The following is a 21,808-nucleotide window of genomic DNA, read 5'->3' as shown; positions in this document are numbered from 1 at the left end:
CAAGTAGAGACAATAGAAATATTTTCCCCCAAATATTTAATTTCTGGAAATATTTTCATCCGAATGTAAATTCGTGTATATTAGTATAATACATATTTTATTGTCAATCAATTTATTATATGGTATTTGCTTGTAAATCGATAGCAATATTTATTCCATAAAACTGGAGTTAATGCCTAGAAAGCTGCCGCCGGGAAGAAACGGCGGCAGCTTGTATTTTTGTGATGATGGATTTAGGAAATAGTTGTTGAATTTTTTGTATCTCAATCTGAAGCGTAAGCATTCGGCAAGCCACGTCTTCGGCCACTAATTTCTCTGCTAACCTTTGCATACAAAAACTCATAAGTATGCGCGAAGACGTTCAGAACAAGATGTTCGATATCATTCAGAAAAAATCGTCGTCGACGTATCCTCGTTCTGCAAAGAGAACGGCATTGCCAAAGCAAGTTATTATTATTGGCTTAAGAAATTTCGGGATCAGCCACAAAAATCTAAAAAGACCGGTTTCGTTTCGGTATCTGTGTTGCCGTCAGCAGCCATTCCACTTATTTCAGTACAGTTGCAGGGCGGAACAGTGATTAATGTTTTTGACCGGGGAGCGTTTTCGTTTATCGAATCGATTATTGGTTAGTTATGTTGTCGCTCCAGGACAACCGACGATATTTTCTGTATCAAGGGGTAGCAGATGAGAAAGTCCTTTGATGGCCTGGGTGGCATTGTTCGTCAGCAGATGGAAATGAATGTGCTTGCCGGCGATGTTTATATCTTTATCAACAAACGTCGTAACCAGATTAAATTGTTACGTTGGGACAATGATGGTTTTTGTGTTTATCATAAGCGTTTGGAAAAGGGGACTTTTGAAATACCGCTGGCTAATGATGGTGCGACCATTACTCTTACAGCTTTGAGTCTTCAGCTTATTCTTGATGGCATTCAATTAAAATCGATAAAACATCGTCCACGTTTTAAGTTGCGCGCATGATCACGAAAGAACTTATCCACAACACGTCAATTGGTAAATCCAGAGTTTGATATTTTGAGTCCGTGCACACTTCCATAACCGGGGTATTTAGTGATTGCATTGCGTTCCGATTGATCTATAAGCCCTTGTTTTAAAAAATAAAAATGTGAGGGCTGTTTATCCACATCTCATATTGCCTTATGTAGCGATGCGCAGTTGGCTATAATGCCTGCCAGCACTACATTTGCACAAGGCATGAACGAACAGGAATACATACTAAAGCTCGACGCGATGAACAAGCAACTGCTTGATCAGGTTACGCAACTCACCTTTGAGCTGCGTGAGATGAAGCGGCTATTATTCGGCCGTAAATCCGAACGCTATGTACCAGATCCATCAGTTATACCTGGTCAACTTGATCTGCAGCTGGCTATGGATGAAGCGGCGCAGCCGGCAATGATTACAGAAGAGGTTAAGGTTGTAACCAAAGTAGTTCCAGCTCAAAAGCCGACCGGTCGTCAACCTTTACCTGCGCACCTGCAAAGAGAAGATACCATTCTTGAACCTTCGGTTGATGTCACTGGTATGAAAAAGATCGGCGAAGAGATTACTGAGCAGCTTGATTACACACCGGGCAAGTTGATCGTTAAACGCTTTATCAGGCCTAAATATGCACGCACAACAGCTGATGGCACGGGTTACACAGAAGTAGTTATTGCAGCACTTCCTGATTTTGCTATTGAAAGAGGTATGGCTGCTGCCGGCCTTTTGGCACAGATCATCGTTGATAAGCAGGTTGATCATCTTCCACTACATCGTCAGCTAAAACGTTATCAACGTGACGGCGTAAAAATTGCTCCGGCTACAATGGATGGATGGTACGCCGGATCATACAACCTGCTGGTACCACTAGGCGATGAGCTTCGAAAGACAGTTCTGGGAGCCGACTATCTGCAGGCTGATGAAACAGGGCTACCTGTGGGCCTATCATAGTCCGCCTCTGAATCTCATACTATATGATTTTCAACCTGGTCGCAGTAAGACAGGACCAATGGGCATGCTCAAAGATTTTAACGGATACCTTCAAACCGACGGATACACTGTGTATGAACATGATGCTATCGGTGGCCGGGCCGGCGTAACGCTCATGCATTGTATGGCGCATGCCGATATTTTGAAAAAGCGTTGGACACAGATAAAGAACGTGCCGGCTATTTTTTGAAAGAGGTTCAAAAACTGTATGCCGTTGAGCGGGAATGCAGAGAAGAAAATCTTTCGCCGCAACAAGTGCTGGAGCTACGGCAGTAACGATCTGTTCCTGTATTGGTAGCATTGAAAGGCTGGCTGGAAAAAACATATATCGAGTCCTTTAGCCAAGACGATTGCTTATTCACTACCACGTTGGGATAAGCTTTCAATTTATACCACCGATGCGAGACTGCAAATTGATAATAATCTTATTGAAAATGGTATCAATACCCGTAATTGTTGACACAGCACAAAACAGCGGTGGTGAAAATCATCTGGCGAAATCCGGAAATGCAGATATTCTTTGGATAAAGAAGGTGCTGGACAACTGGAATTACGTATGCCTGAATGAACTAAACATTGAAGTGAATACGTTGCCATGGATCATTTTTTATGATAGCAGTTCCGCCTGGCACTTGAACGCTGACGAAAACATGCTTCCTTCCTTCGAGAAAACGCCCGATAGCGTTGTGTTTGCAGGAATCAGCTATCAGCTTATCAGGATAGCCCACACAGAAAGCATCTGGGTACCGGACAGAGAACCTATTCCGTTGGCTTCCTCTCTGGTGACCACCATTCCTTATGCAGAGAACAAAATTTCCGGGCCTGTATTCGATGTACTGAATGATGGTGGTGTTCTTGTTATTGATGAATTAGATGCCAGTCTTCATCCTTTGCTGACACTTGCTGTAACCAGGTTATTCAATTCGGCAGATTTCAATCAAAAAAATGCTTAATTGATTTTTGCCACTCATGATACAAATCTTTTGAATTATGGTAATTATCGCAGAGATCAGATCTGTTTTGTAGAGAAGAATAAATATGGGGTTTCCGAAATGTATTCCCTCGTTGAACATAAAGAGGAAGGGAAAGCCATTCGAAAAGATCGTTCTTTTGAAAAAGATTATATAGAAGGTCGCTATGGAGCTATTCCATTTATTGGTAACCTGTCGAATCTTATAAAGGAATGGCAAGAAAAGTAAAAATTCCTAGTGAGCAGTTGAAACGGTTTGCCAGGGAAGAGCAAAGGCGTAAGCAGGATGTACGGGCTAAACGTATGTATTATCTTATGTTATTACCCATCAGACCTTCGATGGCCCTCGTGACGGATATAAACATGGAGACAAAGGAATGTCACATATTTACGCAGAATTATAATTTCTAACAATGGAAAGATATAGAAACAGAGGTGGAGATTCAGGAGTGTCTGCCTATGAAATTGGCTCAGACTTTATAAAGGTGAAGTTTTCGGGAACTTTAAGAATATACACTTATAGTTATCGTCGTGCAGGAAGTATGCATGTTGAAAGTATGAAAAGATTAGCTCAAATCGGCGACTTACTAACGAAGTGCTTAAACATTTGCGAGCGGCCCAAATTAGAATTTGATTAGAAAGTCGATAGATTACTGGTAATCTGTATCTTTCGTAATTGGATATCGATAGTATGGAATCTACCACGATTTTAATTATAGAGGATGAGAAAAAAATTGCCGATACGCTAAGGAATGGGCTTATAGAAAACGGCTACGATGCACAGGTGGCCTACGACGGGGAAAGGGGATTAGGTTTATTTGCAAAGGGCAAATTTCAAATGATCCTTATCGACATCAACCTGCCTGGAATAAATGGTGTTGATCTATGCAAAATTATCCTGCAAATGAACCCTTCTGTTTATGTGATCATGCTTACCTCCATGAATACGCTGGCAAATAAGATTGAAGGATATGAAGCAGGGGCAGATGATTACCTGGCAAAGCCATTTGAGTTCAGGGAATTGTTGTTACGCATCCGGGCCGTTCTTAAGCGGAGCCAACCCGAGAAACCCAGCGAACCAAACATACTCAGGGCCGCCGACCTCGAAATACTTCTAGACAGAAGGGAAGTTAGACGCAGCAACGAAAAGATTAGCCTCACGGTTAAGGAGTTCCAATTACTCGAATATTTAATGCTAAACCAGAACAAGGCGCTCTCTCGCGCAGAAATAGCGATCAATGTCTGGGGCATCGATTTCGACACTAATACCAACGTGATTGACGTATATATAAATTACCTCCGCAACAAAATCGATAAAAACTTTCAACCTCGGCTTATTCATACTCAGGTCGGTCTGGGATACATATTAAAGTCAAAAGAAAGCTGATGCCGGTACGATTGCGCATAACTATTTTGTTTGGTATTGGCTTTTGTGGCATACTCCTGGCGGTTTGCGCCACGGTTTATTATACAGCAAATACCAGCCGGTTGAATTTCATTAAGACCAGATTGCAGAACCGCGCTTCGTATACAAATAGCTTGTTGAGCAAGGCAGAAGTATTCAGCAGCGATCTTGTTGGCAGGCTGGATACCTCCGTGACGGGTTTAGTGCGCAGCAAAGAAATCCGCGTATACGACCGACATAACCAATCAATCTATTTCTACACAGATATACCTGAGTTCTCGTTGAAGATCGACACTTTGTTTCTTGAGAGAGTGCGTCAAGAGGGTAGCATTTTTTTTAACCACGGCAAGAAGGAAGCAATAGCTGTATATTATCCATCTTCTGAATTGCTGGTGATATCGGCCACGAAGGATGACGCTGGGAAAAAATATTTAACACAACTTAAAACCATCGTTTGGCTTAGCCTCATCGGTGGCATATTGGTCTCTTTTGGAGGGGGATATTTTTTTGCCGGCCGGCTGTTGCGGCCGGTGAAGCGGATTGCCGACGAAGTGAATGAAATTTCCGCCAAAAGCCTTACACGTCGTATTAGAACCGGACGCGCACACGATGAATGGCATTACCTGTCAGAAACGCTGAATCAATTGCTCAATCGGTTGCATCATAGTTTTGAAGTGCAGCGCCAGTTTATCGCCAATGCTTCGCACGAATTATGCACGCCACTTACATCTATCTCCAACCAACTTGAAGTATTGCTGCAACGTGAACGTGACGTGGATCATTATCGTAGCGTGATAAGTTCCACCCTTCAGGACGTAATACGTATGAATCAGCTTACCCAAGCCTTGCTCGAAGTGGCAAAGGCTTCGGGAAGTCCAGGAGGTCTCAAAATAGACCAGATTCGCATAGATGAAGTGCTTATGCAAATACCAGTTGAATTGGCTAAACTGAACAGCATATGGAGCGTAGTTCTCGATTTCGAGCAGCTGCCGCCCGAAGATGAACAATTATTGGTTTTTGGCAACGAAGAACTCTTGTTTACAGCGATCAGAAATATTGTGGTCAACGCCTGTAAATACTCCTCCGACCAGCAGGCTTCCATCCACGTCCAAATTTTTCGCGGTCAAGTTCGGATAGCAATATCCGATAATGGCCCCGGAATAGCACTGGTTGAACGGGAGAATATCTTCCTTCCATTCTACCGGATTCGCAATGCAGGGTCAAGAACTGGTTTCGGTCTTGGGTTGCCGCTAGCCAATCATATTATTCAACTACACAATGGACAGATTCGCGTAGATGCAGGCATTCGACAAGGCTCCGTATTTACTATTAGTTTACCCCAGGCTGCCAGCCATCCTTCCCAAATCGATTAATACCGGATTATAGAACCGTTAGAAGGCAGTTAGAAGATTCTAATATCCCGCGTCTGGCATGTTCCTTGCCCCGAATATTACATCCCATGGGGCTTGCTAATGGACCTCAATTTATTAATTAAAACAATGATCTACATGAAACGAATCTTACAATCTGCTGTTCTGTTATCTGTTATTATTATTGGTCTTTTTGCTTTTCGCGTCGCACAGAATTCCGGTATAAAGGGAACTGTGTCGCCTGCAGAAGGGACAGGAATGGTATGGGCCATTAGTAGTTCGGATTCTTTAAAAATGACGCCCGAAAAAGGAACATTTGCCTTTTCCTTAAAACCTGGAACATACAAAGTCATTGTCCAGGCAGTTTCCGACTACAAAAGCTTCATTAAAGAGAATGTCGTAGTGGAAGACGGTAAAGTAACCGACCTGGGAACTATTACGCTGGAAAAAATAATTCTCTTACTCCGCAAGGCGTAACCACTATGGTTCTGCTAGGCAATGCCTGCAGGAAACAGTCGGTTAGTTCCATCTGTTTTCGGGGCAGCGCTGGTCAGGAGAGGCCGCCTCAAAAATATGAGGCGACCTCTCTTTTGTTTTTCTTTGTGCCTATTGCGTTTCTTATCGGCTAGCTGCAATCGGCAATAGCAATCCACAATTTTTAGCAAAGTATGCCTCCAACCAGAACCACGAATGAAATTTCTAACCTGCCAGTTATATTTGTCGTTTATCAAAAAGCAGGAAATCAATGGATCATCCGAACGACAATCAAAATACCTTCAGGCATAGTAAAACGCAAATGCTTGAGTTGCTAAATGAATATGATAAAACCGAGGGTAATTGAAGTTCTTAAAACTGCACATATCCTTTTTAATATGAGTTTTTATTAATAAGTAATATATTGATTTGGATGGTAAAAGTCCTTGAACATTCATTCCTTTCCATTGGCGATATATGGGTAACTTATGACGCTGCTGGCAAAAAGGTTATCAATGAATACGAGTTAGTAGATAGCAACGGAAATATAAGCAACCACACCAATTTGATTAAATTGATTGAACAAAGTAAGTTATGTGAAGAAGTAAAATCAGCTCTACTTCATTACTTTACATGGGCGTACAACCTGTTAGCCGGAAGATCGGTGCATAAAAACCTGGTGAGTAAAGAAGGTAATGAATATGAAGCATGGGTAAAGTTGAATTTCAAAAACAGGCTGGACGACGGCAACCATGAAATGAAACAATGCACAAAAAAATATGGCTTTGAACTAGAAAATGTGTTGTCCAAATATCCCATCAAAGAACTGACCAATGAACAATATAAACAATCACTTATTGATTCACTCCACAGGGGTAATCTGCAAAAAGCTACGTTTGTGGATAAGGATGACGGGAAGAAAAGCTGTATGTATCACCCAATATTACGCTCGGAGCCTTGAAAGTATTTGACCAGCAAAAGCAGCGCATTCCAACAGAAACGTTGGTTGAAAAGCAATACATCAGAATCGAACCGGCTGAGGAACTCAAACAACGTGTCAGCCAGCAACAAAAGCCGGAGCAAACGCAAAAGCAGGAACACGCTACCTCACAGAAACAGAAACAAAACCAAAAGCAAGCCCAGGGACAGAAACAAAAGAATGATGCACCCGTAAAGAAACAGACCCGTAAACAGAAAGTAAAATAGGCAATGGACTTTGATTCGGCATTATATGGTTTTATGAATCTGGTACCGGAAGATCCGCGCATCGGGCCTTCCTATATCAGTTTATTCGTAGCCATCCTGCATTATTAAAGAATACAAGAATACAAAATGCCTGTTTCAGTCTACAGCAGGTATTTGATGAAACAAGCTAAAATTTCAGCAGGTGGAGCTTATCATAGATGTATGCGGGATTTAAAAGATGCAGGATATATCCGTTACATCCCCTCGTATAATCCTGTATTGGGTAGTTTAATTTATCTATTAAAAAATGAAGCATGAGATATTATATTGTCAATGAGGAAGAGCAACTTACTTTATTTAAAGTCGCCAATGAACTGGTAGAAGATTTTGAAAGTAACTACTTGGAAAAGGTGATCGCATCAGGGATCAGTATTGCAGATGCATTATTGAATTTTGATCAAGCGAATTATCGACAAAGAGAACAGGTGCTTGAGGCAAAGCCGGTAAAATATAGAAAAACGTCTCATTAGTTTATGTTAATCACTTTCAAAAATTAGTTGTATGGCAATTGAGGCTGTGACGAAAGAAGATTTAGAACTACTAAGAATGCAATTACTGGATGATTTTAAAGTCATACTTGGTCTACATCAACCGCCGGTAGAAATGCCAGAAGGTTATAAAACCAGTCATGTTCGTAAGATACTCGGGTGTTCAACAAATAAATTACAGGCACTTCGTATAGCTGGAAAACTTCGGTGTAAAAAGGTTGGCGGAACAATCTATTATAAGAAGGAAGATGTCAAAAAGTTATTAAATGAAGGATTTTGAAAATACGTCTTCAGAAATGAAGGGTAAAAATGAGCGTTGACACATCAATTTTCATTTGTCAGTTCTTTATAATATCTGCTAATGATGCGCGACTAACAATGCCGCATCTGTGTGTTTTTTTGGCGTTACTAAACGTATGGGTTGTTAATTTATATCAAAATCCGGTTATAATTACTAAGTCGCAAAGTAAGCATTCGACAAGCCACGTCTTGGATCGTGTAATTATCTTAACTCAAGGACTTCCATTGATCTGGAAGAAGACTTCGAAGCTTGCTTGTTTTGGTGGTGGGCATTCGTTCAAGAATATCTTTTAAATATTGCCAGGAATGAACGTTATGTTTCTTGCAGCTTTCGAGTAGCGAATAAAATAACGCAAGTCTCTTTCCTCCTTCATTTGAGCCAGCGAATAGAAAATTTTTTGGGGCCAGATTATGTAAAGCTTTACATAAAATCGGACGTAAGAACTACCTCTTCGCTGGTTCACATCGTGGCGGTGAACGCGCAGCCATCATGTATAGCCTGCTAAACACCTGTAAGCTACAAGGTATTGATGGATCTAAATGACTGGATGATATCTTTCGAAGAATTACAACACAATCGCCGGAAAAACTCATAGAACTATTACCCCAAAACTGGAAACCACAACCCGCACTAAATCATGCAAAATCCGCCAACGACTGAATTATTTTTTGCCAGTCTGTTCAAATGGATCATATACATTTTGATTGCCGATCTCCAACTGAAGATTATTATAGCCCAGGATCTTGCTTAAAAACTCATCCATGGCTATAGGATCATCAAAACTTTTAATACCCCCCCATGGCTAACGATCAGCTTATTGAGCCAGGGTAACGCAAGAATACATGATTCCTGGATCGGTAAGAAAATGGTTTGGTACAATTGTATGTCTGGAAACCTGGAACTATCTTATTCTGTTTAAAACATACCCGTATCCGGCATCGCCGACTTTTGGAACCATGTTCGCATCCAAAATGAATAGCAGGGTTTCATCAATCTTCCAGAATGACTGATAATCTGCCGGAGCGCCGGTGGTAAGCTGGTAAACAATATGAGATGTGTCTAATGATGTGCCCTGGGAAATGTCTACAATTCCGCTATTGGATACTCTTTCATCGCTATCGCCTACATAAATACGGGACATAACATAGGTGGACGGCGAACTGGTTTGAGGATCTTTATAAATAGCAAGGGCAAATTTTAATGTCTCACAACTCTCGCAAGGAATCCTGCTCTCAAATACTCCCAGAATCGGATGATTGCTCTCATTGGTTTCCGGGTACCAGGGCTGCACGACACCCGCCAGATCTTTCTTACAGGATAGCATACAAAAAAGAATAGCAATGGTGGCTAGTACTTTGGCTTGAAGAAAAAAGCGATTCAAAATCCGGCCAGGTTTGAAATTGCTTTTAGCTACTTGCTTTCTCATTTTACTTATTTTAAGGTAAGGATTGTCAGAGATCAAAAGTAAGAGCATACCGGGGTAAGCTTCCTGTAAGTTGCTATAAAATTAATGGATATAGGTGTTATTCCGAACTCAGGCTTTTAACCGGGTTCATCAGAGCCGCTCTGACGGATTGAAAGCTTATGGTTGCCAGGGCGATGAACACAGTTGTCAAAGTTGCCAGCGCAAATATCCACCAGCTAATAGTTGTCCGGTATGCAAAATCGTTCAGCCATTCGTTCGTAAAATACCACGCCACAGGCGACGCAATGACGATCGCTACGAGAACCAACTTTAAAAAATCATTTAAGAGCAAAGAGACAACACCCATGATACTGGCACCAAGAACTTTCCGGATTCCTATTTCTTTTCTGCGTTGTTCCGCCGTAAAGATGGAAAGGCCGACCAGACCCAGGCAAGCGATGAGTACAGTAATTACAGTAAAAACATTGAAGATACTAAAGATCCTGTCTTCAGCTTTGTACATGGTTTCATAAGCGTCGTCCATAAAATAATATTGAAACGGCGTATCCTTGTCATATTTTTCATAGAGGGACTTCAGTTGTTTAATCGCAGCGGGAATGTTTGCGCCAGCTTGCAATTTAGCGAATAAACAACCTCCGGAATCACCCCAGGCAGAAGCAGTATCTTTGGATATGACCAGACAAGCTCCGTCTATTTTGTCATGCAGTGATTCATAGTTGAAATCTTTCAAAACTCCTCCCACCTGATGCTCAGTATCCCAGATATTTATTTTTTCGTTGATCGCTTTTGCAGCAGTAAGGTTTAACTTTTCTACCGCAGACTCGTTCAGAATAACTGCGTTTTGCATTTGATTGTAAAGATTGTTGGTTGGAGGGTTTTTCCATTGCAAACCCAGCAAAGAAATAAAATTTTCATCAACAGTAAGCAAGACAAGTGTGGCGTCCTCATCCTTGTTTTTTATTTTTGTGGAGAACATATCGTATCCATCATAGAGCGGATACCTTGAAGCGGTCACTTCCTTTACAGCGGCGAGGTTGGATGTTTCCTTTTTGAATGTGTTAAAATGTTTACCAGCGGCAGGACTGAATGGAATAAATACAATATTCTCCTGGTCAATTCCTGTATACGTATTCTTAAAGAAATGCAACTGCTTGCCGATGACAATAGTGCAAACGATCAGGATAACAGAAATAGCAAATTGGAATACCGTAAAAAATTTTCTCATGCTGATTCCGGTGCTTTGTTTATTGAATTTTCCGTAAAGAACCATGACCGGTTTATAGGCAGATAGAAGGAAGGAAGGATAGGACCCTGACAGCAGTACACTGATTATAAAAAGGCCCAGAAAGGATAAGAGGAGATAAGGATGGTATAAAAAGTTGTCGTCAATGTCAATTTGCAGAAAACTAAAAAACAATGGTTGAAACGCGATACACAAAATATAACCGGCGGAAAAGGCGATGAGGGTATACAATGCCGATTCTACAAAAAACTGAGTTGCTATTGTGCTTCTCATAGCTCCCATTACTTTTCTGACTCCTATTTCTTTTATACGGGTAGCGGAACGTGCTGTGGAAAGGCTCATATAATTCGTTAGCGCCAGTAATAATATCAGGGCTGCAACAAAAGGGAAAATTTTAAGGTATTTCACACTGGATGTGCCTCCGTAATTGATCATCAGGTGCGTTTCAGTGAGTGGTATGGCAATGTATCTTTTATTGTCCTTGCCATTCTTATTGGTGTTTCTGTAAAGTTGTAACAGGTTTGTCTGAAGCTGTGAAGCCTTCCCTGCATCCCGGAGTAGAAAATAGGTGGAAAACGGACCTGTTTCTATTTTCTGCGATGCAACAAGACCTTTTTTATCCTGGATGGCGGAAAGACTGGATACAGCCGCGACAAAACTATAATCGATGCTTGAATTGGAAGGCGCGTTTTGTGCGACGCCGGTGACTGTAAAATCATGTGTATTATTATACCGGATAATTTTACCCATGGCATTTTGTACATCGCCAAAATATTTTTCAGCTGTTTCACGAGATATTACAACCGTAAACGGATCTTTCAGTGCCTGAAACTTATCTCCCTGTAGCAATTTAAAAGTGAAAAAACTGAAAAAGTTGCTGTCAGCGAACAAAAATTTATCTTCTGAAAATTTCAGTGATGGGTTCCGGGGATTCTGAATAATTGTGTTGTTATCTGCCTTCATAAAACGCATAAAGCTCTCCACACCGGGATTGCTTTGTTTAACAAGTGCTGCTGCGGCATAATTCATCCGATTCATATATATGGAATCATTCCCATTATAGATTTTGGTTCTTATCCAGTAAGTCCTTTCTCCATTCCTGTGAAAACTGTCGAATGTTGATTCATGTTGTACATATAGCACGATCAGCATACATACGGCCAGACCCGTGCCAAGGCCCATAAGATTGATTGCAGAATATCCTTTGTGACGCATCAGATTCCTAAATGCAACGATGAGATAATTTCTAAACATAACTGATGATTGTAGTGGTTATGAATGTTAAAGTATTTTAGTTATTGTTTCGGCAGGGTCAGTGTTTGCATAAGCCTTCTCTTTCTGTCAATAATCTGCGTGCTGAGACAAACCTTCCGGTTTTAACGCTTAAAACATGCCAGGGATTAGAAGACATGATTTCCAGTACTTTGAAAATAAAAGTAAATTTGGTTTGTTCGGTTTTGATACAATGGCCGCGTCATTTTAATACAACCTGACGTAGATTACTGCTGGCAACCAGGTGTTCGAACTGGTCATTTCAAACAATATAAGAATTGGATCTAAACAACTGTCGCAAGCAGACGATTTGAACCTATAACTTTATTGCCTGCGAATGACATGATAAAATCTGCTTCGGAAAAAAATAGAAAGTTATGCCAGGAACATCATGATGCGCGTGTTCGAATTTGAAATTATTTTTATGGGCTTAATTCCAACATTTTCCCCTGACAGCCCTGATATGGTTCCAAATGTCGTAACAATGGCGGCTAAACACCGGGAGCCTTTTTTAAAATAGGGTTTAACTTTAGACTTTAAAAGAATGAACATGAATAATAAGATCGCTGAGAAAATCAAGACTCCTGGAAAAAATAGTGGACTGTCACAGGAAGCGCTGGCTGAAAAGGCTTGTATCAGTACATATATCCTTCAAAGAATTGAAAACGGGCAGGCCCATCCAGGCCTGAAAAAAAAACCTGCATTTATCAGGGGATTTAGATTTATCCTCCTCCTCATCTTTATCTCATGGAATTTAGTGACAGTCGCTCAAACAGAAACCCCCGCAAAACCATACCCGCCCCCTGGACAACTGATCGATATCGGCGGCTGGAAACTTCATATAACAGGTGACGCAAAGGTAAACCAGGGCCCTGCAGTAGTTCTGGAAGCCGGTGCAGGAGATTTTTCATTTGACTGGAGTCTGGTTCAACGCGAGGTAGAGAATTTTGCCCGGGTTTATTCTTATGACAGGGCAGGCTCAGCATGGAGCCAACTTGGCCCGGGACCACACACAATGCAACAGGCAGTATACGAACTTCATACTCTTTTGCAAAAAGCAAATATTCCTCCACCGTATATCCTCGTCGGTGCTTCGTATGGAGGACTTCTCGTTAGGCTATTCGCTGATAAATATCCCGGGGAAGTAGCGGGAATGGTGTTGGTGGATGCTGGTTATGAAGATGGAATCTCATTCATCAATGGTAAAATGTTACGGCCTTCGAAGAATGCCAAAGGGGAGCCCATACCTCCTGTAAGAACTTCCGCTAGTGACACAGATAATAAGCTGGCACAGACTCCGGAAGCAAAAAAAATAATCGGTGATGCTCTCAGTAAGGCAGGAATGCCGCGTACATATCTCGATGCTCCTTATAATAAATTACCCGATTCGGTGCAAAAGATTCGACTATGGGCAGTTACTCAATTTGAATATTATGCAGCCACTGATAATGATTATATGATGGAGGAAAAAGCGCTTATGATCAGGAACAGAAAACTGAATGCACAGCCCCTGGAGAAGAGGCCGCTGATTGTTTTAACAAGAGGCCGGACCGATAAGCCTGCTGCAGACTCCGGCGAGATAGAGAGAAAACGCATACAAGCCGGATTTACAGAATTGTCTGCAAACAGCAAACAGATCATTGCTGACGGTAGCGGGCATCATATTCAACTCGAAAGACCTGATCTGGTGGTCAAAGCAATCCGGGAAGTAATGGATGCAGTTCTGAATAACAAAACTGTACGATAGGCAGTCAACGGCCAAACAACGATATCAGAATGTTGATTTTTAGTAGAAGCAATTCAGGGAGAAAATGACGAATGAGTAGTACTTTGTGTTAACCCAATAATAATCAATGCGAAAAGTTGAAGAGATGATAAACATCCGGACAGAACCTGAAATAATCATATCTGCTTTTACAGAGCCTGAGATGTTGCTTGACTGGTGGGGTGTTCAAAGAACGTTGATTGATAAGCGGCCAGGGGGCGTTTATACGCTTGCCTGGAATATCAGCGATAAAGGATTTGGTTTTCTCTCCACCGGTTTTATAAAAGAATATCAGCCCGGCAAACTATTGGTCGTGGACAATTTTGTTTATTGTAATCCGGAAAAACCTTTTCTCGGGCCTATGTCGCTTACCATACATGCCAGAAAAAAGAATGATGGCATCTCCGAATTATTTCTTTGCCAGGATGGGTACCAGCAAGGTCCTGATTGGGACTGGTATTATGAGGTGGTGAAACAGGCCTGGCCGGAAGTTGTCAATACCTTGAAGGAATATCTTGAAAAAAACAAAGTCATAACCAAATCTGACTGAGAATCATGAAGACTGGGAATCCTGACCAGCCATTGATAACTTTCATTGTATTAGTTTTTGCCTGAGCATTATTTATCGGTCCTGACCGGTGTTACCGGAGGTGCGGCAGGCAGGCTCAGAGGACTCGGTGTAAATGATTAAAAAACATATGAAGAACTTTGAAGAAAACCAGGATCCGGCCAGGCCATCAACCGACCGTAAATCCGGAGAAAAAATGCAAAGATTGATCCGGCCTGAGGCTTTAAAAAAGGATGAGCCTCTATTCTGGTCGCCCGGAAAAGGCACGGATGTCTGGGAAATGTTTTGTGCCGCGATCAACGGCGACCTGCAAACAATCGAACTACTGGTGCAAAATGATCCGTCGCTGGTGCAAAGTCAGTATGAGGGCCGGACTCCGTTGTATTTCGCTGTGTGCGAAGACCAGATGGCAGTTGTTTCTTTTCTGCTTGCAAAAAAAGCGGATCCACATTGGGGAGGCGGAGATGATTTACTTTCTGAGATCGCACGCTACCGCGGTTACACCGCTATGTTGAAAATACTCGAAGATGCATTGACTGCTAAGAATATTTCTCCGGAAGCGGAGAAGATCGCCTCCGCTATACGTGAAAGGAATCTTTACAAATTAAAAACACTCCTTGATGCTTCTCCGGAACTCGTACTCTCCGGTGATTCAAGCGGAAACCAACCCATTCACTGGGCCGTTATGACCCGGCAACCGGACATGATTAATGATTTGGTTGCCCGGGGCGCTGACCTTAATGCAAAACGACTCGACGGCGCCCGTCCCATTCAACTCTGTAATGGCGATTATTCATTTCGTGGCTGGAGGGATGTTCCGGAGAATGTAGCTACCCCACGTGAAATACTTCTGCACTTAAAGTCATTGGGCGCATACGTCGATATCTGTACCGCCTCACATATCGGAGACCCGGTACGTGTTCGGGCGTTATTGGAAGAAGACCCTTCATTAGCTAACAAACCTTCCGATTATGTAACCTATTATGCATGCTCGGGAACACCGCTTCGTAATGCAGCAGGTGCCGGACACATGGAGATCGTAAAACTTCTGCTGGAAAAAGGGGCCGATCCGAATTTACCAGAAGAGGGTATAGCCCCGCGGGGAGGAGCCATTTACAGCGCCGTAAATGGCCGCCATTATGAAATTGTAAAACTGTTGCTGGAAAAAGGTGCTTATCCGAATCCACCCTGGGAAAGCTCGGCCGATGCCTTATCGATTGCATATCGCAATGATGACCTGCCGATGATCGACCTGCTCTGTTCGTATGGAGCATCCAGGGATATAGATCTCCTCGCATATTACGGCGATGTCTCAACTGCGGCAGAGGTCTTTGCCGCCAACCCGTCGATGGCAGATAATCCGGGTGCCTTTCAAAATGCGGCAGGAAATGGTCATGAAGGATTTATGCGATTGATGCTTCACTACCAGCCAAACCTGGCTACCAGAATCAGCGGTGCTGCGCAAACCCCGGAGTTAACAGAATGGCTTTTTCAATTAGACATGCCCGTTAACCACAGGAATTGGCTGTCTGTTACACCACTTCACCAGTTCGCCAAAAAAGGAGATATTGCAAATGCCGCTATATTTCTCCGGCACGGAGCTGATCTGCATGCGAGAGATCAGGAGATATGCTCAACTCCTTTAGCCTGGGCAGCAAAATATGGCAAAATAGAAATGGTGGACTTTTTATTGCAACAGGGGGCAAAACCTTTGTTGCCTGACGATGAACCCTGGGCCACCCCAAAGGCATGGGCCACTTTCCGGGGACATACAGATATAATCAGGATACTGGAAAACAGGTAGCCGGATTTCAGCATGTTGCAATGCTACTTCTGCATAAAAACATTGGCCGTTATTAAAACAACATATACGTCAAAATTAAAGTGATATGAAATTAGAAATTTGGATTTGTTCCTGCGCATAAGTGGAAAATAAAATGTCCGTATGATGTTCCGGCAAATGTATTTATGGGGATTGAACTTGTAAAGGGTGAACTAAGAAACGTTACAGGAACTGTTCAATATCCAAAGGAATTTGAAGAAGTATAGAAGTTGCGTCTGATTGATCCGCGATGGACGACTAAAAGCATTTACAAAGCCCTGTGTTGCCTGATTACTTTTTTAAGGCCTGATGTCTCCCGGATGTCGTCTAAAAGTCGTAACAAAGTAGCGCCGGGGCTTGACAAAAACAACGACTTTTACATAAACATTTTTTATGGACATAGCCAACCGGATTCGGGAACTACGATTAAAAAAAGGATTAACACAGGAAGAACTTGCTGAAAAAACAGGCATGTCCACCAGAACCATCCAAAGAATAGAACAGGGAAAGGTTTCTCCCCGCTCATATTCTCTGCAAAATCTTGCCATTGTTCTGGATGTAGCATTTGAGGAACTCAACGACAAGCTGACACAGAGCGAACAAAACAAGACCGGTAATGAACAAAACTGGCTGTCTTTGCTTCATATAAGCGGTATTTTCCTTTTACTGATTCCGCCAGTAATTATCTGGGCGTGCAAGAAAGGTGCAATAACCGAAATGAGGCAACAAGGTATTGATGTGATCAACTTTCAGTTAAGTATGCTGGTGATTCTGATCCCGGCAGGCCTTCTTGCATTCACTATGGTTACCTTACCCATTTGCATCTTCATCGGAGTTTATAGTACCATAGTCATAGTGTATAATAGTATACTGGTTTTGAATGACCAATCGTATAGATACCCGATAACTTTTAAATTTCTAAAGAATTGAAATTTTGACTTAACCAGTCAGCACTTCAATGTCTTTTGTTTCTGAAACTCACTTGTCAAACTCGTCGTCAAGCATGATCTTATGTTGGTCATTCCTTAATTTGACATAATCAACGGCTCCGGTGCCACTAAAGTTGAAAACCAATCCTACCAGTTTCCTGAAATCATTTTTAAAGGTAATTGTATAAACAGGCTGCTTCTCGAGATAGATTGTTGCGACCTTATTGACAACCTGTACCTGCAGGTGCTGCCACTTAAGTTTTCTGAACCCTTTCAAATAGATAGTTCTGAATACTTTTTGATCCCGAAATTTGTTGACAATGCAGAAATGTATGGCAAAGGAAAAGGTTACTTGCCCTGGGGAAACTATAGTGACATTTTGTTTTACAATACAAAAACAGATCAGGCAAAGAAATTATTCAATGGGCAATTGATGTTAATACAGCCATTTTCTTCCATCTCTTATCATGCCGGCAGCCCTAAAGAAGTTATACCGCCAAACTTCCTGCCAAATCATATTATTTATTTAGCGAGGGTTGAGAACTACAGTGGTGACAACGCTCTCGACAACGACGACCCCTTGTATTTATTCATTTCAACAAAAACGGGAGAGGGCTTAAAGCAAATCACTCCAAAGGGTTTGAACGTTGTATCATGGACTGCTTCCAGGAATAAGGAAATGATTTTAGTAAAAGTCCAGAACGATAAAAACGGGAACAAAAAGTTTGGTAATGGCGACGAAGAATTATTCTACAGATTAGATTTAAATACAGACATTTAAAAAATTCATTGTTATCAGGTAAACTTGTAGGGCAGGATCGTAAAAAATTATTAATGCTAAAAAGACATAGCGTTCTGATAGGTACTACAATTGCAATATCACTAATGCTAATTGCAATTAGGGTGTATCCGGGAGGCTCTTTTTCCGACAAAGATTCTATTGGCTTTGACTGGACAAAGAATTTTATCAGCAACCTTTTTGATGCAAAAGCTGTGAATGGTGCAGACAATTCTTCCAGGGTCTGGGCCGATGCCGGAATGATATTCCTTTCTGTCAGTTTCTCAATATTCTTTATTGAATTTTCAAAAAAAATACCATTGAAGGGTGCCGCAAGGGTTATAAAATGCTTTGGAGCCGGCGGGATGCTATTTAGTTTTTTGATAGTAACTCCATTACATAATATGATGGTTTTATTAGCAGGTACGATGTACCTGGTCAGTATATTTTACATAACTGCTTTTATTTTAAAGTCAAGACTTCATTTGCTTAAATTCTTATGCATTATCTGTCTACTTATTTTTTATTATACAATGTTTCTTTACGGTACACATAATCTTGTTTTGTTACCGATCATGCAGAAAGTAACATTTGCCAGTGTGATAATCCTGATTTTGATCCTGGAATATTTTACGAAAAAGGAGGATTTTCAAAATGTCGGAGCAGCGAGGCCAAAGAAATCAATAGACCAATAAGAAAAGTATTATATTCCGAAGCTACGAGAAGAGGCGTTGCGCAACTGACTACATGAAGAGTAATATGCAAAAATTTGTTTTTTATCAAATCATGGGCTATTCCTTAGCCATAGCCCTGGCATTGATATTTACAAGGATAGAAATTTTCGATTTCAAACTGAAAACTGTCATTTACCCATTGGCCTGGATTGCATTTGGAGTGATATTATATAGATCTTCAGTAAAGCTACGTGGAACGAGATCAGCTATAAGGAGGACAGTATTAGGGATAACATTTGCTTTATATGTTTTTGGTACCTTATTCCTCGCACTGAAATTTGCAATGTGTGGCGAAGGATTGACGGATACGAAATATGTCAATCGCGAAGACGATAGACTTTTCCTTGTTTGCAGAATCTACGACTGCTATGAAGAAGTGAGTAAATGTCAATTTATGGAAGTTAAAACATTTGTACTGCACATCAGGTGGGTGACAAAAGTTGACAAAGATCGGGTTGATTTGAGCAAGTGGAAGCGCACAGATAAATATGAATAAGCATTGTCACTAATAATACTGCCCAGGCCGCAATTTTTATCACCATCTCTTACCCGGTTTTCATTTCATTAGTGAACATTCCCAACAGGAAAAAACCCAGCGTCCATTTCCTCCAATGTTTTTCCTTTTGTTTCTTTTATTTTTTTCAAAATAAATCCAAATCCAATAAAACAAATTACGGCATATACATAAAATGTTTTGTCCTGCAACCTGTTGTACAAAACAGGAAATGTAAATGTCAGCACAAAGTAGGCGCCCCATAAACTTAACACTGCAATAGAGATTGCATTTCCCCTCACCTTATTTGGAAAAATCTCCGAGATCAAAACCCAGGTAACCGGTGCCAGCGTTAACGCATAAATACCAATGGCCGCCAATAAAAACCACGAAACAGAAGATGATTTAATCCCCAGCAACTGCGAAATAAATATGTATAGAATTGCCAGCCCGGCAGCGCCGAAAAGCATTAGCGGCTTACGACCTGTTTTATCAACCAGTAACATCGCCAGGACAGTAAACACCAGGTTTACCCCTCCGATAAACACAGTTTGAAGCAGTTGGTCATCTTTTGAAGCGCCGATGCTTTCAAAAATAGTAGCTGTATAATTAAACACTACGTTTATGCCACAGAGTTGTTGAAACACGGCTAAGCCAATCCCGATCATTACTGCAGGCAATACATTCTTTTCAAAAATGGCGCTCATCTTCATTTTAGCTGCATGCTGAAAAGATTTTTGCATTTCTGTAATCGTTGTATTACTAAATGCTGTACCGCCGATTTTCGTGAGTATGTCGGCTGCTTTTCCAGGATTACCATTTTGAGCAAGCCACCTTGGGCTTTCGGGTAGCCATAAAACGCCGAGGAAAAATAATAAGGAAGGTATGGCCCCTAATCCAAACATCCAGCGCCATGCATCTTCGCCACTATTCCGCAGGGAATAGTTGACAAGGTTTGTAATTAAGATCCCCAACACTATCGTTAACTGGTTTATAGCTACCATCCTGCCCCTGAAAGAGGCGGGCGCGATCTCAGCAATATACATGGGCGATAACATGGAAGCCATTCCCACCCCGATGCCCGCCATAAATCTCGCAGCAATAAAAAACTCCCGGTTTGGCGCAAACGCCATAAACAATGATGAAATCCCAAACACCGTAGCTGCTACCAGGAGTCCCGGTTTCCTGCCTTTTTTATCTGCAATTTTCCCCGAGACAAGACAGCCAATCATGGCACCCAATGCCAGGCTAGCCGTTGCAAACCCCTCCCAGTATTCATTAAGATTGAATTTGTCTTTTAAGAAGGGCAGTGCGCCTGAGATAACAGCAAAATCAAATCCAAATAAATATCCACCCAAAGCGGAAATAAAAGAGAGCGCGACGATATAGGTCGTATTGTAAGAAGGGCTACTCGCCATGGTAGAAATCGTTTAGGTTCAGCAAAGCTGAGTCCATTTAAGCGGTAAAAGATAGAGTTTGTCTTGAAAATAATGGATAATCTTATTGCAGGCCCTACAAGGCTTCAACTTTATTTTTTTTCTTACCCCTGTATTTGTTCGGAGAAATGCCGATGATCTTCGTAAACATTCTTGAAAAATAATAAGGATCCTCTATTCCTAACCGATCGGCAATCTCGTTGATACGTAAATCTGTAAACTGCAGGTACTGACAGGCTTTTTGAATTTTCAGATGATTGAAGTATTCGATAATGGAGAACCCGGTACTTTTTTTAAATATGGCGGCGAAATGCGACACAGAGAGATTTACCGCTTCCGCAATTTCCTGCAATGACAATATTTTGTCGAGGTGTTTCTGCAGGTAGTTAATGCATAGTGTGATGCTATCTTTTTTATCATGCTTCGCCAGGTAGTTGTAATTATTGTCAAAGCAGCAGGAGCCCAAAAAATATTGAAGGCTTAAACTGGCATAACAGATATTGTCTGTACTATAACCCCTTTCTACACTGGTATAAATTTCTTCGAATAAATGAAGCCTGTTTTCCTGGAATGAAATAGCTGCTACATGGTCTCCCATTCTTTTCAACATCATATTAATAAACTCCTGGCTACTGGTTCCTTTAAAATGCATCCAGTAAATTGTCCATGGATCGCGTTCTTCTGCACCATATTCATGAGGAGTATTGGCGGGTAATAAAAAAAAGTCACCCGGAGTAATGGTATACGGGTTGCCACCGATTTTAGCCCATCCGTTTCCCTTGACGCAATAAATCAGGATATGCTGGTTTATACCATGATTTCTCTGCCTGTGATGATATTGTGCGTTGGGATAGTAACCTATATCGGTCACATATAACAGTTTTACAACCGGATGCGCGTCACAATGCCGGCTGAGGATCTTCGTTGGGATAACGATGGCCCGCTGACCTTCAAATCCATCCCTCTTTTTTGTGACACGCATAATTGCAATATAATAAAATAGTCCAGTAATTTCATCCGATACTCTATCTACCCAACGATAAAGCCATTTAGATTTGATCATTGAACCCTTCAAAAACCTGGACTATTTTAAAAT

The 21,808-nt window shown here is 41.5% G+C and carries 26 protein-coding genes and 1 pseudogene; 21 read left to right on the top strand and 6 right to left on the bottom strand.

Translation table 11 applies throughout. The features are described 5' to 3' along the window. Positions 1-325 precede the first annotated feature (325 nt). From tnpA to VK664_RS14375, 14 genes and pseudogenes are all read left to right on the top strand, one after another. The gene (gene tnpA / locus VK664_RS14440; protein WP_461399382.1) at positions 326-631 is read left to right on the top strand and encodes an IS66 family insertion sequence element accessory protein TnpA; all 306 of its coding nucleotides are present in this window, start codon (positions 326-328) and stop codon (positions 629-631) included. A 54-nt stretch (positions 632-685) separates the two neighbouring features. After that, complete coding sequence (gene tnpB, locus VK664_RS14435) at positions 686-982, top strand: IS66 family insertion sequence element accessory protein TnpB (protein ID WP_461399381.1); 297 nt, start codon at positions 686-688, stop codon at positions 980-982. 204 nt (positions 983-1,186) lie between these two features. Beyond that, positions 1,187-2,183: pseudogene (locus VK664_RS14430) on the top strand (IS66 family transposase). Positions 2,184-2,318: 135 nt separating this feature from the next. Next, positions 2,319-2,453: an IS66 family transposase gene (locus VK664_RS14425; protein ID WP_461399393.1), complete on the top strand. Its 135-nt coding sequence runs from the start codon at positions 2,319-2,321 to the stop codon at positions 2,451-2,453. Next, positions 2,428-2,946 carry a hypothetical protein gene (locus VK664_RS14420; RefSeq protein WP_461399380.1) on the top strand — a complete coding sequence of 173 codons (519 nt, stop codon included), beginning with the start codon at positions 2,428-2,430 and terminating at the stop codon, positions 2,944-2,946. Before VK664_RS14425 ends, VK664_RS14420 begins: the two co-directional genes overlap by 26 nt. Then, complete coding sequence (locus tag VK664_RS14415; RefSeq protein WP_461399379.1) at positions 2,947-3,192, top strand: AAA family ATPase; 246 nt, start codon at positions 2,947-2,949, stop codon at positions 3,190-3,192. Beyond that, positions 3,177-3,374, top strand: coding sequence for a hypothetical protein (locus VK664_RS14410; RefSeq protein WP_461399378.1), 198 nt, complete (start codon positions 3,177-3,179; stop codon positions 3,372-3,374). The genes VK664_RS14415 and VK664_RS14410 overlap by 16 nt, the downstream gene beginning before the upstream one ends. Positions 3,375-3,654: 280 nt before the next feature. Next, complete coding sequence (locus VK664_RS14405; RefSeq protein ID WP_461399377.1) at positions 3,655-4,350, top strand: response regulator transcription factor; 696 nt, start codon at positions 3,655-3,657, stop codon at positions 4,348-4,350. Then, positions 4,350-5,741, top strand: coding sequence for a sensor histidine kinase (locus tag VK664_RS14400; protein WP_461399376.1), 1,392 nt, complete (start codon positions 4,350-4,352; stop codon positions 5,739-5,741). Before VK664_RS14405 ends, VK664_RS14400 begins: the two co-directional genes overlap by 1 nt. 135 nt (positions 5,742-5,876) lie before the next feature. Beyond that, the gene (locus tag VK664_RS14395; RefSeq protein WP_461399375.1) at positions 5,877-6,215 is read left to right on the top strand and encodes a carboxypeptidase-like regulatory domain-containing protein; all 339 of its coding nucleotides are present in this window, start codon (positions 5,877-5,879) and stop codon (positions 6,213-6,215) included. 430 nt (positions 6,216-6,645) lie between these two features. Further along, positions 6,646-7,173, top strand: coding sequence for a hypothetical protein (locus VK664_RS14390; RefSeq protein ID WP_461399374.1), 528 nt, complete (start codon positions 6,646-6,648; stop codon positions 7,171-7,173). Beyond that, a complete protein-coding gene (locus VK664_RS14385) occupies positions 7,170-7,418 on the top strand; it encodes a hypothetical protein (RefSeq protein ID WP_461399373.1) in 249 nt (82 codons plus the stop codon). The genes VK664_RS14390 and VK664_RS14385 overlap by 4 nt, the downstream gene beginning before the upstream one ends. Positions 7,419-7,711: 293 nt before the next feature. Next, positions 7,712-7,927, top strand: coding sequence for a hypothetical protein (locus VK664_RS14380; RefSeq protein WP_461399372.1), 216 nt, complete (start codon positions 7,712-7,714; stop codon positions 7,925-7,927). A gap of 31 nt (positions 7,928-7,958) precedes the next feature. Then, complete coding sequence (locus VK664_RS14375; protein WP_461399371.1) at positions 7,959-8,225, top strand: helix-turn-helix domain-containing protein; 267 nt, start codon at positions 7,959-7,961, stop codon at positions 8,223-8,225. A gap of 227 nt (positions 8,226-8,452) precedes the next feature. On the opposite strand, the gene VK664_RS14370 is transcribed toward VK664_RS14375, so the two are convergent. From VK664_RS14370 to VK664_RS14360, 3 genes are all read right to left on the bottom strand, one after another. Then, the gene (locus tag VK664_RS14370; RefSeq protein ID WP_461399392.1) at positions 8,453-8,653 is read right to left on the bottom strand and encodes a transposase domain-containing protein; all 201 of its coding nucleotides are present in this window, start codon (positions 8,651-8,653) and stop codon (positions 8,453-8,455) included. A 494-nt stretch (positions 8,654-9,147) separates the two neighbouring features. Then, positions 9,148-9,672, bottom strand: coding sequence for a copper resistance protein NlpE N-terminal domain-containing protein (locus tag VK664_RS14365; RefSeq protein ID WP_461399370.1), 525 nt, complete (start codon positions 9,670-9,672; stop codon positions 9,148-9,150). A gap of 97 nt (positions 9,673-9,769) precedes the next feature. Next, entirely contained in the window at positions 9,770-12,169 is a 2,400-nt protein-coding gene (locus VK664_RS14360; protein ID WP_461399369.1) for an ABC transporter permease, read from the bottom strand. Between the two features lie 568 nt (positions 12,170-12,737). On the opposite strand from VK664_RS14360, the gene VK664_RS14355 reads away from it, so the two are divergent. The 4 genes from VK664_RS14355 (at position 12,738) to VK664_RS14340 (ending at position 17,272) form a co-directional block, all read left to right on the top strand. Next, positions 12,738-13,934, top strand: a complete 1,197-nt coding sequence (locus VK664_RS14355) for an alpha/beta fold hydrolase (RefSeq protein WP_461399368.1) — start codon at positions 12,738-12,740, stop codon at positions 13,932-13,934. 106 nt (positions 13,935-14,040) lie between these two features. Next, positions 14,041-14,502 (top strand): SRPBCC family protein, encoded by a 462-nt coding sequence (locus VK664_RS14350; protein WP_461399367.1) that lies wholly within the window; start codon positions 14,041-14,043, stop codon positions 14,500-14,502. Between the two features lie 148 nt (positions 14,503-14,650). Continuing rightward, entirely contained in the window at positions 14,651-16,324 is a 1,674-nt protein-coding gene (locus tag VK664_RS14345; RefSeq protein WP_461399366.1) for an ankyrin repeat domain-containing protein, read from the top strand. Between the two features lie 411 nt (positions 16,325-16,735). Beyond that, on the top strand, positions 16,736-17,272 hold the full coding sequence (locus VK664_RS14340; RefSeq protein ID WP_461399365.1) for a DUF4870 domain-containing protein: 537 nt from the start codon (positions 16,736-16,738) through the stop codon (positions 17,270-17,272). Between the two features lie 48 nt (positions 17,273-17,320). Here VK664_RS14340 and VK664_RS14335 read toward each other — a convergent pair whose 3' ends face one another. Beyond that, positions 17,321-17,548 carry a hypothetical protein gene (locus tag VK664_RS14335; RefSeq protein WP_461399364.1) on the bottom strand — a complete coding sequence of 76 codons (228 nt, stop codon included), beginning with the start codon at positions 17,546-17,548 and terminating at the stop codon, positions 17,321-17,323. A gap of 21 nt (positions 17,549-17,569) precedes the next feature. Here VK664_RS14335 and VK664_RS14330 point away from each other — a divergent pair, with 21 nt between their 5' ends. The 3 genes from VK664_RS14330 to VK664_RS14320 all read left to right on the top strand — a co-directional run bounded on the left by VK664_RS14330 (position 17,570) and on the right by VK664_RS14320 (position 19,279). Beyond that, positions 17,570-18,052 (top strand): hypothetical protein, encoded by a 483-nt coding sequence (locus tag VK664_RS14330; protein ID WP_461399363.1) that lies wholly within the window; start codon positions 17,570-17,572, stop codon positions 18,050-18,052. Positions 18,053-18,105: 53 nt separating this feature from the next. Beyond that, the gene (locus tag VK664_RS14325) at positions 18,106-18,744 is read left to right on the top strand and encodes a hypothetical protein (protein ID WP_461399362.1); all 639 of its coding nucleotides are present in this window, start codon (positions 18,106-18,108) and stop codon (positions 18,742-18,744) included. A 91-nt stretch (positions 18,745-18,835) separates the two neighbouring features. Then, positions 18,836-19,279, top strand: a complete 444-nt coding sequence (locus VK664_RS14320) for a hypothetical protein (RefSeq protein WP_461399361.1) — start codon at positions 18,836-18,838, stop codon at positions 19,277-19,279. Positions 19,280-19,347: 68 nt separating this feature from the next. On the opposite strand, the gene VK664_RS14315 is transcribed toward VK664_RS14320, so the two are convergent. Next, positions 19,348-20,694, bottom strand: coding sequence for a sugar porter family MFS transporter (locus tag VK664_RS14315; protein WP_461399360.1), 1,347 nt, complete (start codon positions 20,692-20,694; stop codon positions 19,348-19,350). A gap of 94 nt (positions 20,695-20,788) precedes the next feature. Beyond that, a complete protein-coding gene (locus VK664_RS14310; protein WP_461399359.1) occupies positions 20,789-21,694 on the bottom strand; it encodes a helix-turn-helix domain-containing protein in 906 nt (301 codons plus the stop codon). Between the last annotated feature and the right edge of the window lie 114 nt (positions 21,695-21,808).

This window comes from Flavitalea sp. (assembly GCF_035489435.1).
Lineage (GTDB): Bacteria > Bacteroidota > Bacteroidia > Chitinophagales > Chitinophagaceae > DATHKG01.
The sequence above is the reverse complement of the archived record's forward strand: the minus strand, read 5'-3'. Positions and strand labels throughout refer to the sequence as shown.

Excerpts from the sequence above, each read along its gene's own strand:
- VK664_RS14365 (WP_461399370.1), bottom strand. The coding sequence starts at position 9,672 with ATGAGAAAGCAAGTAGCTAAAAGCAATTTCAAACCTGGCCGGATTTTG.
- VK664_RS14350 (WP_461399367.1), top strand. The coding sequence starts at position 14,041 with ATGCGAAAAGTTGAAGAGATGATAAACATCCGGACAGAACCTGAAATA.
- VK664_RS14310 (WP_461399359.1), bottom strand. The coding sequence starts at position 21,694 with ATGCGTGTCACAAAAAAGAGGGATGGATTTGAAGGTCAGCGGGCCATC.
- VK664_RS14405 (WP_461399377.1), top strand. The coding sequence starts at position 3,655 with ATGGAATCTACCACGATTTTAATTATAGAGGATGAGAAAAAAATTGCC.
- VK664_RS14390 (WP_461399374.1), top strand. The coding sequence starts at position 6,646 with ATGGTAAAAGTCCTTGAACATTCATTCCTTTCCATTGGCGATATATGG.
- VK664_RS14380 (WP_461399372.1), top strand. The coding sequence starts at position 7,712 with ATGAGATATTATATTGTCAATGAGGAAGAGCAACTTACTTTATTTAAA.
- VK664_RS14325 (WP_461399362.1), top strand. The coding sequence starts at position 18,106 with ATGCTAAAAAGACATAGCGTTCTGATAGGTACTACAATTGCAATATCA.
- tnpB (WP_461399381.1), top strand. The coding sequence starts at position 686 with ATGAGAAAGTCCTTTGATGGCCTGGGTGGCATTGTTCGTCAGCAGATG.
- VK664_RS14360 (WP_461399369.1), bottom strand. The coding sequence starts at position 12,169 with ATGTTTAGAAATTATCTCATCGTTGCATTTAGGAATCTGATGCGTCAC.
- VK664_RS14375 (WP_461399371.1), top strand. The coding sequence starts at position 7,959 with ATGGCAATTGAGGCTGTGACGAAAGAAGATTTAGAACTACTAAGAATG.
- VK664_RS14400 (WP_461399376.1), top strand. The coding sequence starts at position 4,350 with ATGCCGGTACGATTGCGCATAACTATTTTGTTTGGTATTGGCTTTTGT.
- VK664_RS14345 (WP_461399366.1), top strand. The coding sequence starts at position 14,651 with ATGAAGAACTTTGAAGAAAACCAGGATCCGGCCAGGCCATCAACCGAC.
- VK664_RS14420 (WP_461399380.1), top strand. The coding sequence starts at position 2,428 with ATGGTATCAATACCCGTAATTGTTGACACAGCACAAAACAGCGGTGGT.
- VK664_RS14395 (WP_461399375.1), top strand. The coding sequence starts at position 5,877 with ATGAAACGAATCTTACAATCTGCTGTTCTGTTATCTGTTATTATTATT.
- VK664_RS14410 (WP_461399378.1), top strand. The coding sequence starts at position 3,177 with ATGGCAAGAAAAGTAAAAATTCCTAGTGAGCAGTTGAAACGGTTTGCC.
- VK664_RS14340 (WP_461399365.1), top strand. The coding sequence starts at position 16,736 with ATGGACATAGCCAACCGGATTCGGGAACTACGATTAAAAAAAGGATTA.
- VK664_RS14320 (WP_461399361.1), top strand. The coding sequence starts at position 18,836 with ATGGGCTATTCCTTAGCCATAGCCCTGGCATTGATATTTACAAGGATA.
- VK664_RS14315 (WP_461399360.1), bottom strand. The coding sequence starts at position 20,694 with ATGGCGAGTAGCCCTTCTTACAATACGACCTATATCGTCGCGCTCTCT.
- VK664_RS14355 (WP_461399368.1), top strand. The coding sequence starts at position 12,738 with ATGAATAATAAGATCGCTGAGAAAATCAAGACTCCTGGAAAAAATAGT.